The sequence below is a fragment of the Pantoea phytostimulans genome (assembly GCF_046118715.1).
In the GTDB taxonomy this organism is placed as follows: Bacteria; Pseudomonadota; Gammaproteobacteria; order Enterobacterales; family Enterobacteriaceae; genus Pantoea; species Pantoea phytostimulans.
This window is the reverse complement of record NZ_CP173701.1, coordinates 21,852-38,392: the sequence shown is the minus strand read 5'-3', so window position 1 is coordinate 38,392 and position 16,541 is coordinate 21,852. Positions and strand designations below refer to the sequence as shown.

14 protein-coding genes are annotated in these 16,541 nt (G+C 45.7%); 13 read left to right on the top strand and 1 reads right to left on the bottom strand.

Annotated elements, in window-relative coordinates; genetic code table 11:
- Positions 1 to 166 precede the first annotated feature (166 nt).
- Positions 167 to 550: a YbfB/YjiJ family MFS transporter gene (locus ACF2G4_RS22580; RefSeq protein ID WP_409076556.1), complete on the top strand. Its 384-nt coding sequence runs from the start codon at positions 167 to 169 to the stop codon at positions 548 to 550.
- A 215-nt stretch (positions 551 to 765) separates the two neighbouring features.
- Here ACF2G4_RS22580 and ACF2G4_RS22575 read toward each other — a convergent pair whose 3' ends face one another.
- The gene (locus ACF2G4_RS22575) at positions 766 to 1,995 is read right to left on the bottom strand and encodes a LysR substrate-binding domain-containing protein (RefSeq protein WP_409076555.1); all 1,230 of its coding nucleotides are present in this window, start codon (positions 1,993 to 1,995) and stop codon (positions 766 to 768) included.
- Between the two features lie 485 nt (positions 1,996 to 2,480).
- On the opposite strand from ACF2G4_RS22575, the gene ACF2G4_RS22570 reads away from it, so the two are divergent.
- From ACF2G4_RS22570 to ACF2G4_RS22515, 12 genes are all read left to right on the top strand, one after another.
- Positions 2,481 to 3,236 (top strand): 5-oxoprolinase subunit B family protein, encoded by a 756-nt coding sequence (locus ACF2G4_RS22570; protein WP_409076554.1) that lies wholly within the window; start codon positions 2,481 to 2,483, stop codon positions 3,234 to 3,236.
- On the top strand, positions 3,233 to 4,225 hold the full coding sequence (locus ACF2G4_RS22565) for a biotin-dependent carboxyltransferase family protein (protein WP_409076553.1): 993 nt from the start codon (positions 3,233 to 3,235) through the stop codon (positions 4,223 to 4,225). The genes ACF2G4_RS22570 and ACF2G4_RS22565 overlap by 4 nt, the downstream gene beginning before the upstream one ends.
- Positions 4,226 to 4,287: 62 nt before the next feature.
- The gene (locus ACF2G4_RS22560) at positions 4,288 to 5,055 is read left to right on the top strand and encodes a LamB/YcsF family protein (RefSeq protein ID WP_409076552.1); all 768 of its coding nucleotides are present in this window, start codon (positions 4,288 to 4,290) and stop codon (positions 5,053 to 5,055) included.
- Positions 5,056 to 5,086: 31 nt separating this feature from the next.
- On the top strand, positions 5,087 to 6,037 hold the full coding sequence (locus ACF2G4_RS22555) for an ABC transporter permease (RefSeq protein WP_409076551.1): 951 nt from the start codon (positions 5,087 to 5,089) through the stop codon (positions 6,035 to 6,037).
- Positions 6,034 to 6,828: an ABC transporter permease gene (locus ACF2G4_RS22550; protein ID WP_409076550.1), complete on the top strand. Its 795-nt coding sequence runs from the start codon at positions 6,034 to 6,036 to the stop codon at positions 6,826 to 6,828. Before ACF2G4_RS22555 ends, ACF2G4_RS22550 begins: the two co-directional genes overlap by 4 nt.
- A 49-nt stretch (positions 6,829 to 6,877) precedes the next feature.
- Entirely contained in the window at positions 6,878 to 7,978 is a 1,101-nt protein-coding gene (locus ACF2G4_RS22545) for an extracellular solute-binding protein (RefSeq protein WP_409076549.1), read from the top strand.
- An 8-nt stretch (positions 7,979 to 7,986) separates the two neighbouring features.
- Positions 7,987 to 9,081, top strand: a complete 1,095-nt coding sequence (locus ACF2G4_RS22540; protein WP_409076548.1) for an ABC transporter ATP-binding protein — start codon at positions 7,987 to 7,989, stop codon at positions 9,079 to 9,081.
- A 56-nt stretch (positions 9,082 to 9,137) separates the two neighbouring features.
- Positions 9,138 to 11,552: an MFS transporter gene (locus ACF2G4_RS22535; protein ID WP_409076547.1), complete on the top strand. Its 2,415-nt coding sequence runs from the start codon at positions 9,138 to 9,140 to the stop codon at positions 11,550 to 11,552.
- Between the two features lie 87 nt (positions 11,553 to 11,639).
- On the top strand, positions 11,640 to 12,113 hold the full coding sequence (accB, locus tag ACF2G4_RS22530) for an acetyl-CoA carboxylase biotin carboxyl carrier protein (RefSeq protein WP_409076546.1): 474 nt from the start codon (positions 11,640 to 11,642) through the stop codon (positions 12,111 to 12,113).
- A 14-nt stretch (positions 12,114 to 12,127) separates the two neighbouring features.
- Positions 12,128 to 13,471, top strand: coding sequence for an acetyl-CoA carboxylase biotin carboxylase subunit (gene accC / locus ACF2G4_RS22525; RefSeq protein ID WP_409076545.1), 1,344 nt, complete (start codon positions 12,128 to 12,130; stop codon positions 13,469 to 13,471).
- A 209-nt stretch (positions 13,472 to 13,680) separates the two neighbouring features.
- Positions 13,681 to 14,883: an aminotransferase class I/II-fold pyridoxal phosphate-dependent enzyme gene (locus ACF2G4_RS22520; RefSeq protein ID WP_409076544.1), complete on the top strand. Its 1,203-nt coding sequence runs from the start codon at positions 13,681 to 13,683 to the stop codon at positions 14,881 to 14,883.
- 221 nt (positions 14,884 to 15,104) lie between these two features.
- A complete protein-coding gene (locus tag ACF2G4_RS22515; RefSeq protein ID WP_409076543.1) occupies positions 15,105 to 16,184 on the top strand; it encodes a porin in 1,080 nt (359 codons plus the stop codon).
- Positions 16,185 to 16,541 lie beyond the last annotated feature (357 nt).

Genomic DNA, 16,541 nt, shown 5'->3' with positions numbered 1-16,541 from the left:
GCAAAAAGAACATTAAATATCGGTGTTCATGCTGAACATTCTCTACAACCTGAAGCAGAAAAATTGCTCAGCTTCCTGTGTAGTGGCACACAATATTTTTCATAACGCTGTACAGGCTTCTTTGTTTTGGCCTGTATTCGGCGCAGCGGCTATTGCTGGTGTTTAGGTGTTAATATTTTTGCCGAAAAGTTTTGAGACTAAACGCTGTCTGGCTACGATGATGTTCCGCCAGGTAGTAGGCGTTGCATCGATCATCGTAAAGCCGACCGCTACAGGCTTATTATTCTCAACTTTTTTAACCGGTCTGGGCTTCCTCTTATTCATGCAGTTTACTATGCGGTTAGCGCGAGAGATCAACTCAGATAATATATCTCGGATAGCAGGATTATTGATGTCCGGCTATGCGACAGGGCAATTGATTGGTCTACTGATCTCCTTGTTTAGTGTTGTCATTTGGAGAATGCTCAATCCCGCTCTACTTATGGCGGCGATTGGGTTGTGGATTGATAATATCGTGACTATTTTACTGAGTGCAATTAATACGAAATAAAATTCCGTGGCTATTAATTTTAATGTGGAAGTTACTATTATCGATATTTTATTAGGGTGGCTTCGCCATCAGCGCAGCCTTAAGCGAAGATTATTGATTAGTATCTTAGCGGATAACCTTCCTCATCATTATGTATTTTTATGATCAGGTTAACTATGGAGGTAAAATGTATTATATTTTTCCAATCTTGATATTTTTAATAAAGTTAATTATATTTATAATTCTATTATCGTCATAGCATTTAAAGTATTGCATACCGATTTTAATATTTTTTTAAAGCTACTTTGAAAGTGAGTAGGCTTAAAGTCTTTACGATGAATCAGCCAGATAGGGCGTGGATCACCAAATGTTATTCCCTTCAGATAAACCATTCCGAATGGTGGCTTATCTTGGTTTAACTGAGTGGTATTGCATAAGAGAAGATAATTACTCCGCATCACGAGATCCTGAGTCCATTCCGTTGCAAAGGTTTCTATGGCAAATGCTGGGGGTATCATACCATGTAATTCAAACAGCTGACGAAAAGCAAAAGCTGCACCAGTAACACCTGGAGGGCCCACCCATGGAAATTCCAATAAATCGTCTAGCTGGATTTCCTTGCGGGCCAAAGGATGATTAGCAGAACACATTACACGTAATTGTGAGCTGGCGAGTACTTCACCAGTTAGCCCTGATGACAGTTTTGGCCGAATAGTGGTACAGACATAATCAAGCTTAGCTGCCTCCAGTGCATCCATCATCACATCGTAACTCTCGCGAATAACACTAAATTTTCCAAAAGGATATTGCTCATTTAGTCTCAGTATGGCTTCAGGGATTAAATGGGAGGCTGTAGCTCGAACGCTACCAATAACTACTGTTCCGTCAATCTGGCTATCCATTTCACGTATTTCTGTGCGTAATGCACGTATCTCGCATACCGCTTGTGACATTAGCTGACCAACTTGCAGTCCTTTTTCCGTCATTGAGATACTGGTTTCATCACTCGCCATAATTGCGAACCCCAACCAGCCTTCAAGCGTCAGAATCGTTCTTTTTAATGACTGAGGTTGCATCCTAAGATCGGCAGCGGCGGCAACAAAGTTATGTGAATTGCGCAATGCTGTCATTGCCTGAAGTTGTGCAGTAGTCAGTCCAATGAGTTTTCTAGAAATAAGTGCATCGTTTGCGGATTCTCCACAGGCTAGCGTCATGGCTTGGGTCAGGAAACTAAATGCCCGGATTCCTCGCTCATTTAACACTCTGGCATATTGCGTTGCCATAAGACCTCGAGGAGCGCGTTCAAACAGGGTGACTCCAAGTAGATCTTCTAAGGAGCTGATTGCCAGAGAGGCTGCGGGTTGCGTCATATTGCAGATACGGGCCGCCGTTCGCAAGCTGGACCCCGCCAATATAGTAAGTGCTAGGTTTAAATGTCTCAGATTCGGTAACGTCGATTTTTGCACGCCGTGACTCCCATTAATTTAGTTATAAATGGTCAATGAGATTTCCCTGTCTCGCATGAGCCAGCTACAGGAATTTACCCAGCTCAAAAATAAAGAACATTTTAACGTATGCAATAACCGCTCCAGTCTGATTACGCTAAATCAGTATTTTTAATTAATTGAGGTATTAAAAAGAGTGATGACCACTTTTAATAGATAAGAGGATCTATTTATTCCATTGAAAAATAAAGAATAAATTTTACTAAAATTATCTTCTCAGTAAAAAACTTATCACTTATAGCAAATTTGAAATCTTGGAGAGCATTGCTGGGAAAAGTATAAGTGAATGCAAGTACAGCCGGGTGACTGGCTTAGTTTTTGACATCGGGTAGTTCATTGTCCGCACCAAGATGTGACAGAAAAATGTCTTTCGCACCGGGATGGGAAGCGATTTTTCAACTGACCATTGACCTAAACTGCAAGGCCAGAGCGGAGAGGTGAACGTAATGTTTTCGACTAGCTCAAGTTATACCCAAACTTTTAAATCAGATAAGACTGCGATAGTAAGAGATAAAAATGGTCTGTTAGCCCAGCCCAGGCTGACCGTATGCGGTAGTGCTGGTTTTCTCTTTGAAGCCGAGGGAGAGATGTGCCTTGCGACGCAAGAAAGGATCTGGAAATTAACCCGAACGTTACTTGAACTCGACGGCGTTATCGATGCTCAACCAGGCATGAATAATCTGCTGGTGATAACCAAGCAGCATGATGAGGCCTTCGATTTCCCTGCTTTTATCCTCAACCGTTGGTCGGTAATCAAACCCGGCTGGGATGTGCATAAAACTTTGGAAATTCCCGTTATTTATGGTGGGGAATATGGTTGTGATCTGGAAAACCTTGCTGCCATTCATGGCATGACCCCCGCTGACGTCGCTAAAGTCCATGCATCTTCAGAGTATATCGTCTTTGCACCAGGCACTATCCCTGGGTTTGGCTACTTATTTGGGCTTGATCCTCGCCTCGCGACTCCACGACGAGACGTACCGGTCACGCGTAAATCAAACGCCACCCTATTGATAGGCGGCGCGCAAACCAATATCGGACCGCCGAAAAAAAAAGGTCGTTCTGAAACCACGGTTACTGGTTGGCATGCCATTGGACATTCTCCTTCAGCACCTGACCCGTTTGACCTTTCGCGGCAACCTCCCAATCTGGTCTCGCCGGGTGACCGGATTCGTTTTCTCCTGACGGACGTACTCGCATGATCGAAATTCTTTCCACTCCGCCTTTCACTTCTGTTCAGGATCTTGGGCGAGAGGGGTATCGCAGCTTAGGCATTGTTAGAGGTGGTGCTATGGATCGGCTGGCATTAGCAGCGGCGAACCTGCTGGTAGGTAATGCGATGGGTGAAGCCTGCCTCGAAATCGAAATGCCACCAGTAAAAATTCGCATCAATCATCCGATGCGCATAGCAGTTACTGGTGCCTATTGCGAAGTACTGCTTGATGACACGCGTTTGGCACCCTGGTCCAGCTTTCCAGTCAAAGCAGGGCAGGTGTTACACATTACGCCTGGGCGATCGGGACTGCGCTGTTATCTGGCGTTTTCAGGAGGAGGCCTCGATGTTCCTGAAGTGCTCAACTCCCGTTCGACACACTTACGCGTGGGTTTTGGTGGATACGAGGGGCGAGCGCTCAAAGCTGGTGATCGTATCGCTGTTCGTAATGCTATTGAAAACCGCAAACCCGTGAAACCACGCTTTGGCATCGTTCCGGCACAGCGTTTCTTACGTAATGCTCGTCACCCAACGGCGCAACCGGGTGATGTGGTTTTACGGGTGATACCCGCAGCGGAATTTTCACTGTTTACTTCGGAATCGCGAGAACAATTTTTCGAAGAAGGATGGAAGGTGACCACCTTAAGCAACCGTCAAGGAGCAAGACTGGAAGGGGTGTTTCTGGAAATAAAACAAAAAACAGAAATGCGCTCCCACGGTATTGCAACCGGTGTCATTCAGGTACCGCCATCAGGCAAACCGATGATACAGCTGGCTGATGCTAACTCGGCAGGGGGCTATCCAAAAATGGGTGTGGTCATTGAAGCCGATCTGTGGCGTCTGGCGCAGGCTCGTCCTGGTACCGTGCTGCGTTTTAGTTACGCTACCAATGAAGATGCGCATAGCGCGCAGCGTGAACAGGATCAATTTTTTAAAGGTATCAAATGGTTACTTGAATATCGGCAACTCATTAGTTAACGATTTAGCTGCAAAATTAACGCGATTAAATACCTAAACGTCTCAATAAATGGGAGAGAACGATGGACATTGATATCAACACAGATCTTGGTGAAGGTTACGGTAAATGGAAGCTGGGTGATGATGAAGCCATGATGGAGCTGGTCTCATCAGCCAACGTTGCCTGCGGTTTTCATGCTGGCGATCCAATCATTATGCATCGAAATGCAGAGCTTGCTGTTAAACATGGGGTTGCACTGGGTGCCCACATTGGAGTGCCTGATCTCTGGGGCTTTGGTCGCGTATCTATGGATATTGATCCCGCCGTTATGGGTAAAGTCGCACTTTACCAAATAGGTGCATTAGCCGCGCTCGCCTCATCAGTTGGATGCAAAGTAACCCATGCCAGCGCGCATGGGGCCATTGGTATGATGCAACGTAAAACGCCTGCCTATATGGAGCATATCTATGGTGCCTTCCGCTCCTTCGACCCCGACATCATTGTCGCCCCGAGCGTAAACACCTCAGGCGAGCGCTATGCACATGATCACAATATGCGTTATGTCGGCAAAATCTTCGCTGACCGTTCATATGATGACAATGGCCTGTTAGTTAGCCGAAAACTACCTGACGCCATGATCACCGATGTCGGAGCTGTGCGCGAGCGGATGGAGCAATTCCTAAGTGATGGCACCATTACTGCATTGTCGGGAAAAGTCATTAGCGTCGACGCCAAATGCATTCTAATTCATAGCGACACAGATGGGGCAATCAACATTGCAAGGATGGTGCGTGACACCATTGAAAAAAATGGCCACCGCGTCGTACCACTCGACAAAATGTTCAGCTGAAACTTGCGCAGCGCTTAATGAGGACTAACGAATGGATGCAATATCCACCATGCTAAAAAGCAGTACCGTGAATCCGCGCCGCCGAAAGCAGTGGCTGGCGCTTGTTATGGCGCTACCCTCAGTCAGCTTTCTGTTTTTCTTTATGGCGCTGCCGGCTGTCATTCTGCTCAGTTATAGCGTTATGACCCAGTCAGAAAGTGGGTCTATAGGTTTACCGTTAACGCTGGAGCATTATCACCGTTTGTTCACTGGCGACACCTATCTGGGCATTTTGTATCAGACAATGTTTATTGCGGTGGCCACGTCATTGCTTTCAATTCTGATGGCATATCCATTAGCTCTGACAATCATCGGTGGGTCAAAGCTAATGAGCCGTATTACGATCATTGTAGTGGTCGCGCCACTGATGGTGAGCGTAATTGTACGTACCTACGGTTGGGAGATTTTACTATCTAACGGCCCACAAGGCGGGGTTAACTACCTGATTCATCAACTGGGATTTAGCACATTACTACAACTGCTGAATACTAAATGGGCTGTCATCATCGCGTCTGCGCACGTGTTTCTTCCACTATTAGTGCTTCCTCTTGCGAGTTCGTTGGCGCGTATCAAGCCTGGCTATTTGGAAGCAGCGCGGATGTTAGGTGCGTCGTCGATTGTCACCTTTTTACGCATTACGGTGCCATTGAGTCTGCCTGGGCTTATGGCAGGCGTCACTATAGTGTTTACCCTGACTTCAGCGTCTTACATTACACCTGCCATGATCGGGGGACCAAACGGCATGATGCTCGGTGTATTACTCGAACAGCAGGTCAACACAGTCTATGACTGGCCGATGGGTGCCGCTATTGGATTTGTCATGGTTGCGATTGCGCTAACAGGTCACATTTGCGGCAATGCGCTAACCCAACGTTTTTCCAGCACCACCTCAGCGGTATCTCGCCAGCCCAGTCAAAAAATACCCGCAGGAGATGTTGCATGAGTACTGAATCTACCAGTCGTTTTGTCAAAATTGTGACGCCGTTTTTGCTGCTGTATATGTTGGCGCCGTTGCTGGTGGTGATTGCCATCTCAGTCTCTGACAATTTTCTGGCCACCTTTCCACCAAAAGGCTTCACGTTAAATTGGTACGTGCATGTGCTTGGCGATGCAAAATTTCAACATGCCTTCATGACCAGCTTGACGCTCGCGGTCATAGCCACGTTAGCCGCTTTGTTGCTCGGTGCCCCCGCAGCTATTGTGATTCATCGCGGCGATCTGCCGGGCTGTCAGTTGATTGAAACATTGTTGTTGTCACCAATGATTTTACCCATTTTGATCACTGGCCTCGCAATGCTGCAGTTCTTCTCTGTGGCGCAGATGTACTCCGTTCCTGTCAATTTGTTTGTTGGGCATACCATGATTATTTTGCCTTATATGCTTCGCACCTTACTGGCAAGTTTTAAACAGATTGATCACAGCCTTGAAGAAGCGGCCAGCACTCTTGGCGCATCGCCTGTGAGCGTGTTTTGCTTTGTGACTTTGCCGCAGATTATGCCGGGTGTGCTAGCTGGTTGCTTGTTCGCTTTTCTTGTTTCCTTTGATGATTTCCCAATCTCGTTTTGGTTGGCAGATGCGAGAACGGAACCTCTTCCTATTTACCTTCATCATGCGCTGGCTAGTATCTTCGACCCGTCGATTGCCGCGATTTCCAGCCTGATGATACTGACCAGTGTTGTCACTATTCTTGCACTTGAACGTTTTGTAGGAGTACGTAAAGCCATGGGTATTTAACCGTTAAACGTGCGCTTTGCTAAATGGTTTCCTTTTACTCTTAACCTGGATGTCTGATATGACTCACTCAAAAGTAGATGATAATACTGGGCTATCTCGCCGCAAATTTTTGATCGGGACCGGTGCGATTCTGGCTGCCCCGATGGTTCTACGTGGTAATGCCTGGGCAGCCGGAAAGTCTTTATATGTCAGCACATATGTTGGTGTGCAAGGTCAAGTTATCGCTGACGAAATTATTCCGCAATTTGAGAAAGATTATCGCTGCAAAGTATTTCAGACGCAGACCACAACGCTGCCGACTATTGCGACATTGCGTACCGAGAAAAATCATCCACGTCTGTCAGTAGCGATGATGGACGATGTAGCGATACCCATTGCGAAACGGGAAGGTTTGATTGCACAAATCCCCGCAGACCGTGTTCCCAATCTAACAAAAGTGTTCAAAAATTATGTTTACGAGGACGGATATGGTGCCGCGTTTTCCATATCGCGGATCACTCCTTGGTACAACACTCAGGCACTTGGCAGCGAGAAACCCACCAGCTGGCAAGATCTTTGGGATGATAAATTTAAGAAGCGTTTTATTATGGTCAGCCCAAAATGGACCAACTCTTTAGCTATCCTGACTATGGCTGCATCGCATGTTGATGGCAAACCGCCTCTACAGGCACAGTATGATATTGATAAAGCATGGGACCGTATGACCGAGCTGGTACCCAATGTGTTCAGTATTCATGAGAACTCAGGCGGCGCGGTCCTGCAGGTTGTTCAGAGCCAAGCGGACATTGCTGGACCCGACCACTCAAAATCCATCCTGCCCTACATCGTGAAAGGTGCCCCAATTGAATTGATGGATCCGAAAGAGGGTTCTTTTGCGGGTGTTAATGCCATCACGTTGGTCAATAACGCGCCTGAGCCTGAACTGGCTGCAGCATTTATTGATCGCATTCTGTCACCGGAAGTGCAGCAACGCCTGGCAGAGGCCACGTTAACTGCGCCAGTGCGAGAGGGCATCACATTGTCTGAAGCCGCTGCTAAATATGTGAAAACGGATGAAGAGAGTTTGGCATCGCTGATTAACCTCGATTGGACCTTCATCAATCCGAAACGCAGTGAAATTATCGACAAATTCAACCATACCTTTTTGTGAGTTTTCCTATGAACAATCAATCTGACCTAGCGTTGTCCGGACTGAAAAAAATTTATGGTTCAACCGTGGCGGTGGAGCATATTACTTTACGCGTTAAACAGGGTGAGCTAGTGGCGTTCTTAGGCCCCTCCGGCTGTGGCAAAACCACTACATTACGTATGATTGCCGGTTTAACTACGCCCTCAGAAGGTAATGTGCTGATAAATGGAGCCACAGTAACGGATAAGCCAGCTCATCAACGCAATATCGGCATGTTATTTCAGGGATATGCCCTTTTTCCTCACATGACCATTGCTGAAAATGTAGCGTTTGGTCTGAAGATGAAAAAGGTCAATGGCGCAATACGTGATAAGAAGGTGAAAGAAGCATTAGAGCTGGTGCAACTTGCTCACGTTGCTGATCGTAAACCCTCAGCCTTGTCAGGTGGTCAACAACAGCGTATAGCTCTGGCACGAGCATTAGTTATTGAACCCTCTTTATTACTGCTGGATGAACCCCTCGGCGCATTGGATAAAGAGTTGCGCGAGTCGATGCAGGTTGAAATCCGTCATTTGCAGCAACGCCTCGGCATCACCACCGTACTGGTTACACATGATCAAGAAGAAGCGTTGACTATGGCTGACCAAATCGTGGTGATGAATAATGGACGCGTTGAACAGGTTGGGACGCCAGAAGAGATTTACTCTCGTCCAGCCAATAGTTTTGTGGCGAACTTTATCGGTGCTTCTAATTTCCTCAAAGGCAAAACCACGAGCAATAACACGAACGCGGGATTCGTGGAACTCGAAGGTGGCGGTCAAATTTATCATCAAGGAAACACCGAGCGATCAGGTGCATTGACCTTCATCGTAAGACCAGAGGCAGTGGTGATTCGACCAAAGGGAACGCAGGAAGAAACTGATAACTGGACTAATGCGGTGATTGAGGATGTCATTTATCGTGGGCAGGTTACGCATATCAAAATGCGAAGGAATAATGGTCAACCCTTTTTAGCCTATCTACCTAACCGTACCGGCGGCAAAATGGAGGACGATCTGCAGCCTGGTAATACAATCACAGCAAGCTGGCATACAGAGGGTGCACATCTCTTACCAGATGCCTGATTAATATATCTGCCTGTTGGTGCGAATGTTAAATCGTGCCACATGAGTTTAAAAAAATGAAAGATCAAAATATGCATTCAAGCGGACACAATGATGTGCCCACGGACGGATTACGCCTGTACCCACGTATTCTGGTTATTTTTACTATTACGTTAGCGACGGCTGCATCTTCAATGAGTACCAGCATTGTTAATGTTGCTCTTCCTAATATGGCACAGGCGCTGAATATTGAGCCAGGCTATTCCGTAGCAATTGTCTCGGCCTTTCAAATCGCGATGATTGCCAGTTTATTACCCTTGGCCGGCTTGGGTGAAATCATCGGATACCGCAAGGTTTATCTGCCAGGATTGATTATTTTTGCTCTGGCGTCCTTTATGATTTCGGTTGCACATGGCGTTATTGATGCCATCCTGTGGCGCTTTGTCCAGGGGCTAGGTGCGGCCGGAGTGTTGAGTGTTAATACCGCCATTCTGCGTTTTGTATACCCTAAACGCCATTTTGGAAGAGGGCTTGGCCTGAATGCTTTTGTGGCTGGTACTTCCATGGCATTAGGGCCACCAGTTGCGGCTGCAATTCTTTCTTTTAGCAGTTGGCACTGGCTATTCCTGGTCAATGTCCCTTTATGCATTACTGCTTTTGCCATTGGGTTCTGGGCGATCCCAAACACTGCCAAAGGAATGCATAAATTATCTCTCGTCAGCATCACTTATCATGTAAGTGCTTTTACCCTAGTTACCTGCGGGCTTAATTTCAAAGCAATGAATATCAGTCTAGGTCATGCGTCAGCCATGGTAATGATAGGACTGTTTTTGGCTGTGCTGTATGTAAGACGGGAATTGCGGCGCAAAATCCCCCTAATTCCCATGGATTTATTTAAAATCCAGGATTTTCGCTCCTCAGTATTTGCTTCTATCTGTGCTTTCAGTGCCCAAATTCTGGTGTTAACTATATTGCCATTTTGGTTAGAGCATACAGCAGAACGTACAGCTGGAGAAATTGGTTGGCTATTGGCTGGGTGGCCAGCAAGTTCAATGTTTGCCGCACTGATATCAGGAGCGCTACTTGAACGGATACCAGCAACGCAGTTAAGCGTAATTGGGCAATGCCTGTTTGGTATTGGGGTGTCAATCCTGATCTTTCTTTCCCCGGAGAGTTCATCGTACGTAATCACTGCTGCTATGGTGCTTTGCGGTGTAGGTTTTGGCCTGTTTCAAACACCTAACAATCGCTTGATGCTTTCATCTGCGCCACCCAGCCGTTCAGGGTCGGCAAGCGGCAGCTTGGGCACAGCTAGAGTAGTCGGACAGTCATTAGGCAGTGCAGGTGCCGCAATATTACTGATGACCGATTTTAATCTGGCGTTACACCTTAGCGGGGCAATAGCGGCTGTATTGGCTTTGCTTACAGGAATGTTTTGTCTGCGTAAGCGAGTGATCCACCGTGATACGACAAATACTACCTCAATTCTCTCGGAGCTTAAGACCATGCATCAAAGTATAAAGCCTGAAGTGATCATGCTTCAGTACTCACCTAATTATCTGGCTTTACTCAAGCAATATGCCGTTGTTCATGATGCCTCCAAAGGACTCGATAAGTTGTCTAATGAAGTGCTAAGCCGGGTTAGGTATGTGGTAACAACCGGTTTTACCGGAGTTAGTGCCGCACAGATGAAACTGTTGCCATCATTACGCCTAATTTGCTGTTCTGGAACAGGGTTCGAGAACGTTGATCTTGAAGCAGCGCGTTCCCATGGTGTCTTCGTTTCTCATGGGGCCGGAAACAATGCTCCTGCAGTTGCCGACCAGGCGATCGCGTTATTGCTGAATGTTGTCAGAGGCATTACAGAGCAGGATGGGAAAGCGCGGGAAGGTGTCTGGCGCAGTTTATTAACGCCATACCCTATGGTCGCTGGGAAAAAAATTGGCATCTTTGGCATGGGGAAAATCGGTGAGGCAATTGCTAAAAGAGCGATCGGATTTGATCTTGAAGTTTATTACCACAGCCGGACTCAGAAACCACAACTTCCTTATGCTTTCAAATCATCGCTTGCCGCCCTGGCGGAAGAAGTCGATTTCCTCATCTGTTGTGCCCCGGGCGGTAAGGAGACATTTCACGCAGTTAACAGCAATATTCTTCAATTACTCGGTTCGGAAGGATATCTGGTCAATGTTGGCCGCGGTAGCCTTGTGGATACAGAAGCTCTTGTTATGGCACTGGAATCAAACACCATAAAAGGCGCAGCATTGGATGTATACGAAACTGAACCGACTATTCCAGAGGCGCTTCGTCAGTCAGACAAAACAGTGCTGACACTCCACACTGCGGGAGTCTCCCACGAAACCCAACGTTCAGGGATCGCGTTGATCATGCGCAATATCAGCGGCCTTGAACAGGATGGTGTGCCTGTTTCACCGATTCCGCCAATGGCCAAAGACTTGTTTTCAGCCATCAAACCTTCATCAGCCTTCTAATGCTGATATACGAATTAAGCAATTAATGAAGGCAGCAGCATGAAGCTCTGCCGCAACGGCAAAACGATTTAATCAGGAGCATCCTTAATGGATATTAATGAGATGAAAGAGTTAGCTAATCTACTAACGTCGCCCATGGTCAGTGAAATTGAAATTCAGGAAACCACGAAAGTGGTACGTATAATTCGCCAACGTACTGGAATTGAAACCCAATCGGAGATTTGTGCAAGTGACGCGCAGTCTTGTATACAAAAAGTGAATGCTGTGCCTGCTGAGCCGCTCCAAACCGTCCCGATTAACGATATTGTTCAGAGCACTAAAGACTCAGTTCACAATGTGGCTTCACCGATGATTGGAACGTTTTATCGCGCGCCTGTTCCGGATGCGCCACCGTTCATTGAAGTGGGGCAGCAGGTAAAGGCCGATGACATTGTGTGTATCATTGAAGCGATGAAGATGATGCATCAAGTTCCTGCCGGTAAAGCGGGAATAATTAAATCCATACTCTCTATTGATGGTGACATGGTTGAGTTTGACCAACCACTAGTAACAATTTCCTGAATGTTGGATGGGTTATGTTAGATAAAGTCCTGATCGCAAATCGTGGTGAAATCGCGCTACGTATTTTACGCGCGTGTAAATCGTTAGGAATTAAAACCGTTGCAGCTTATTCCAGCGCTGACAAGGATCTGCTACATGTTCGTTTAGCGGATCAATCGGTATGCATTGGACCGGCGGCTTCGGCGCGCTCCTATCTGGATATGCAGGCATTAATTACTGCGGCAAAACTTACTGGTGCCAATGCTATCCATCCAGGTTACGGTTTCCTCTCAGAAAATGCTGATTTTGCTGAACAGGTAGAACGCGCCGGTCTGGTATTTATTGGACCTAAACCTGATACCATTCGCTTGATGGGCGATAAAGTCAGCGCGATAGCGGCCATGATAAAAGCTGGCGTTCCGACAGTACCCGGATCAAACGGACCATTACCCGATGACAATAATAGCGCTGTTATAGCAGATTCAAGGCGCATTGGCTTTCCTGTCATTATCAAGGCTTCGGCAGGGGGGGGAGGAAGAGGAATGCGAGTTGCTCACCATGAAGCGGAGCTGCTTAGTGCGATTCAAATAACACGTGCAGAGGCCAATGCGGCATTCGGCAATGGTACCGTCTATATGGAAAAGTATCTAACTCAACCTCGCCATGTTGAAGTGCAAGTGATTGCTGATGGCCATGGCCACGTAGTGCATCTTTATGATCGAGATTGTTCACTGCAGCGACGTCATCAGAAGGTGCTGGAAGAGGCACCGGCACCGCATATTGATGAAGCAGTAAGAGAAAGGGTATTAAAAGCCTGTACCGATGCCTGCCTTGAGATTGGCTATCGTGGTGCTGGTACCTTTGAATTTCTTTATGAAAAAGGGCAATTTTTTTTCATTGAGATGAACACGCGATTGCAAGTTGAGCATCCTGTCACTGAGTTGGTTACAGGAGTTGATCTGGTGAAAGAGCAATTGCGTATAGCATCAGGGCTTGCATTGTCAGTTACTCAGCAAGATGTTCACTTAAAAGGCCATGCATTTGAATGTCGTATCAATGCTGAGGATGCACGTACTTTTATGCCTTCACCAGGTAAAGTTACCTTTTACTCTGCGCCAGGAGGCCCCAACGTTCGAGTCGACTCTCACTTATATACTGGTTATATCGTTCCGCCGCATTATGATTCACTAATTGGAAAACTAATTGTGTGGGATGAGAACCGCGAAAGTGCGTTAGTTCGTATGTCACAGGCGCTGGATGAAATGCAAGTAGAGGGTATTCAAACCAATATAGCATTGCATAAAGAATTAGTACGCGACAGCCATTTTAAAGAAGGTGGCGTCACTATTCATTATTTAACACAATTATTTGATGGCTAACTTTAAATAATAAAAACAGAATTTCAGCATGCAGTTTTATTTTGGCCGTGACTTTTTATGCACATTTAATCACGTAGCAAGCTCATTTCTTATCACTTTGAACAAACTTCTTATTTTTTAAAATGAATGCACTAGCTAATATTAATGAACACTGTGTCTGGTGAATTATTTTACCTAAACTCATTATAATTTTACTTAGGAGCGTTAAATTGAAATATACCAGCGATTTGGTTGACCAAATTGAAGCCTCAGCTTCAGTCATGGCCTCACAAAAAGCACGCGAAATGAAGGCATCAGGGATTAATGTTATTTCGTTGGCAGCGGGTGAACCTGACTTTCCTACGCCGCCGCATGTAGTTGAAGCTGCAAAAGCCGCCATTGACAAAGGTCAAACAAAATATGCCGATGTTCGTGGAACCCTTGTTCTAAGGCAGGCTATCCAGAGTAAGTTTGAGCGTGACAATAATTTACGTTTTAGCCTCGACGAAATTATGGTAGGCCCGGGAGCCAAAAGTCTGATTGCCACCGTGTTGATGGCATCGGTAAATCCAGGAGATGAAATTATTATTCCTGCCCCTTCCTGGGTTTCATATGTTGATATTGCCAGGTTAGTTAACGGATTACCTGTAGTAGTTGAGACCGTGCCAGAAAGTGGACTCAAACTCGACCCTGTTCGGTTAGAAGCTGCCATTACTGATAAGTCCCGTTGGCTGCTGCTCAACTCACCGGGCAATCCTACCGGCTCCGTTTACACAAAAGATGAGCTCGTAGCGCTAGCCACAGTGCTTGAGCGTCATCCTCACGTCATGGTGCTGAGTGACGAAATTTATGAATACCTAGTTTTCGACAACGTAAAATTTGTCTCTTTTCTGGAAGCTGCACCGCAACTCCGTGACCGCGTTGTGACGTTAAATGGTGCTTCTAAAGGTTATGCAATGACGGGCTGGCGTATTGGTTATTCAGCTGCTCCTGCCGCTTTAACCAAGGGAATGGCAAAAGTAGCTGGTCAGATGGTGGGATCAAGCAGCTCAATTAGCCAGGCAGCAGCCGTTGCAGCGATGGATGGCCCACAAGGTTATCTGGCAGAACGTGCAACGTCATATCAATCACGCCGCGACCGTGTTCTTGAATTGCTTTCTGCCATCCCTGGCCTGACAGCAATTCCACCGCAGGGTGCATTCTATTTGTACGTTAATTGTGGAGGTATACTTGGACGGGCCACACCGAAAGGTGAAGAGCTTAAGACGGATAGTGATGTAGTTAATTATCTGCTGGAAGCTGCGGCTGTGGTGACGGTAACGGGCGCAGCATATGGGCTTTCACCATATTTCAGAATTTCTATTGCAACTGATATTGAACAACTTGAAGAAGCTTGTCATCGTATCTCGATGGCGATTGAGGAGCTGCAATAATTGCAGAATTATCTTACTGCGGTAATCAGGATGGATTAATTACACGGACATAACAGGGAAGTTGCTAATCATTATTCTTTCTAATATGGACTATTCGGTATGCTACCTTCTAAATTAATTAGGCTGAAATTAATTGTTTTTGCATTGTGCGAAAAGATGTGCCCGCTGTCATTTTATAAAAATCCAATTAAATATTATTAAGACTATTGAACGAGGAATAGATGATGAAGTTTTTGTACAAGATAAGTATTTTAGGTGCATTCGTTTTTTCTGGGGGCAGTCACGCTGCCGATATTTATAATAAAGATGCCAATAAACTCGATCTTTATGGAAAGATTCAAGGGGAAAATTATTTATCCAATAATGACAGCCTTAAGGGCGATCAGTCTTATATCCGCTTTGGCTTTAAAGGACAAACGCAAATAAACGAGCTGATTACAGGATATGGTCAGTGGGAAAACCAAATTCAGATGAACAACAGCGAAGGTGCTGATGCTCAAAACAATAATAAAACCCGCCTTGGTTTTGCCGGAATTAAGGTTGGTCATTACGGTAGTTTCGACTATGGCCGTAATTTTGGTTTGGTGTATGACGCTATTTCCTATACTGACGTGTTGCCGGAATTCGGGGGCGTAAATGGCAGCGCTGATGGCTTTTTGCGCGGCCGTTCAACTGGAGTAGCAACCTACCGTAATCGAGACTTTTTTGGTTTGGTCGATGGCCTTAGCTTTGGCTTGCAATATCAAGGAAAAAATGACCGTAGTACCATTAGTAGGGCCAATGGCGATGGCTGGGCCAGTTCACTGGGTTATACTACCAATTTCGGTATTAGTTTCGTCGGCGGATATGCCAGCCTGGCTCGAACAGAATCTCAGAATGCTGATGGCGTCTATGGCCATGGAAATCGTGGCGAAAGCTGGGCAGTAGGGATAAAATACGATAACAATGATTGGTATTTTGGTACCTACTATGGGAAGGCACGAAATTCATATGCTATTAGTAACAGCCTGACCGGTGATAGTGGCTTTGCAAACGAAGCACAACTGTTTGAAGCAACTTTACAATATCAATTCCTTAACGGTCTGCGGCCTTCAATCGCTTGGGTGCAAACCAAAGCGAAAGATATTGAGGGGGTAGGTGATGAATATGTGCTTAAATTTTTCGAACCGGGAATTAGCTACTATTTTAATAAAAATATGAGGACGTTTGCAGCATGGAAAATGAATTTATTAGATGATGATAACAAACTGGGGTTGCCTAACGACGACCAGTTAGCATTAGGTATCGTCTATCAATTCTGAGAGCGGGCCGGAAATCCGGCCTTTAGGTTTTGTGCAATTTTTACGCTATTCAATATTTTTCTTACCATCTTAAAGAAATCTTGCTCCTTATTTTTTTATGTAACGCAGATTATTACAGGTTCCTTAATCCTGTCGCGATCTCATCACCATCTATCTTTTTCAGTCTTGGTAATGGCTATCCAAAATGGTGCGGTAAAAGTCATTTATGGATAATAATGGGGCGGCGTATAAGTTATATAATTTCGGCAATAAAAATACATTATATAAAAAATAAGCAAAATCAAATAGTTGTGTTACTTTTATTGATCCATATTTTTTGGTATTTAATATGCATGATGAATCTCATAATGCTTTTAT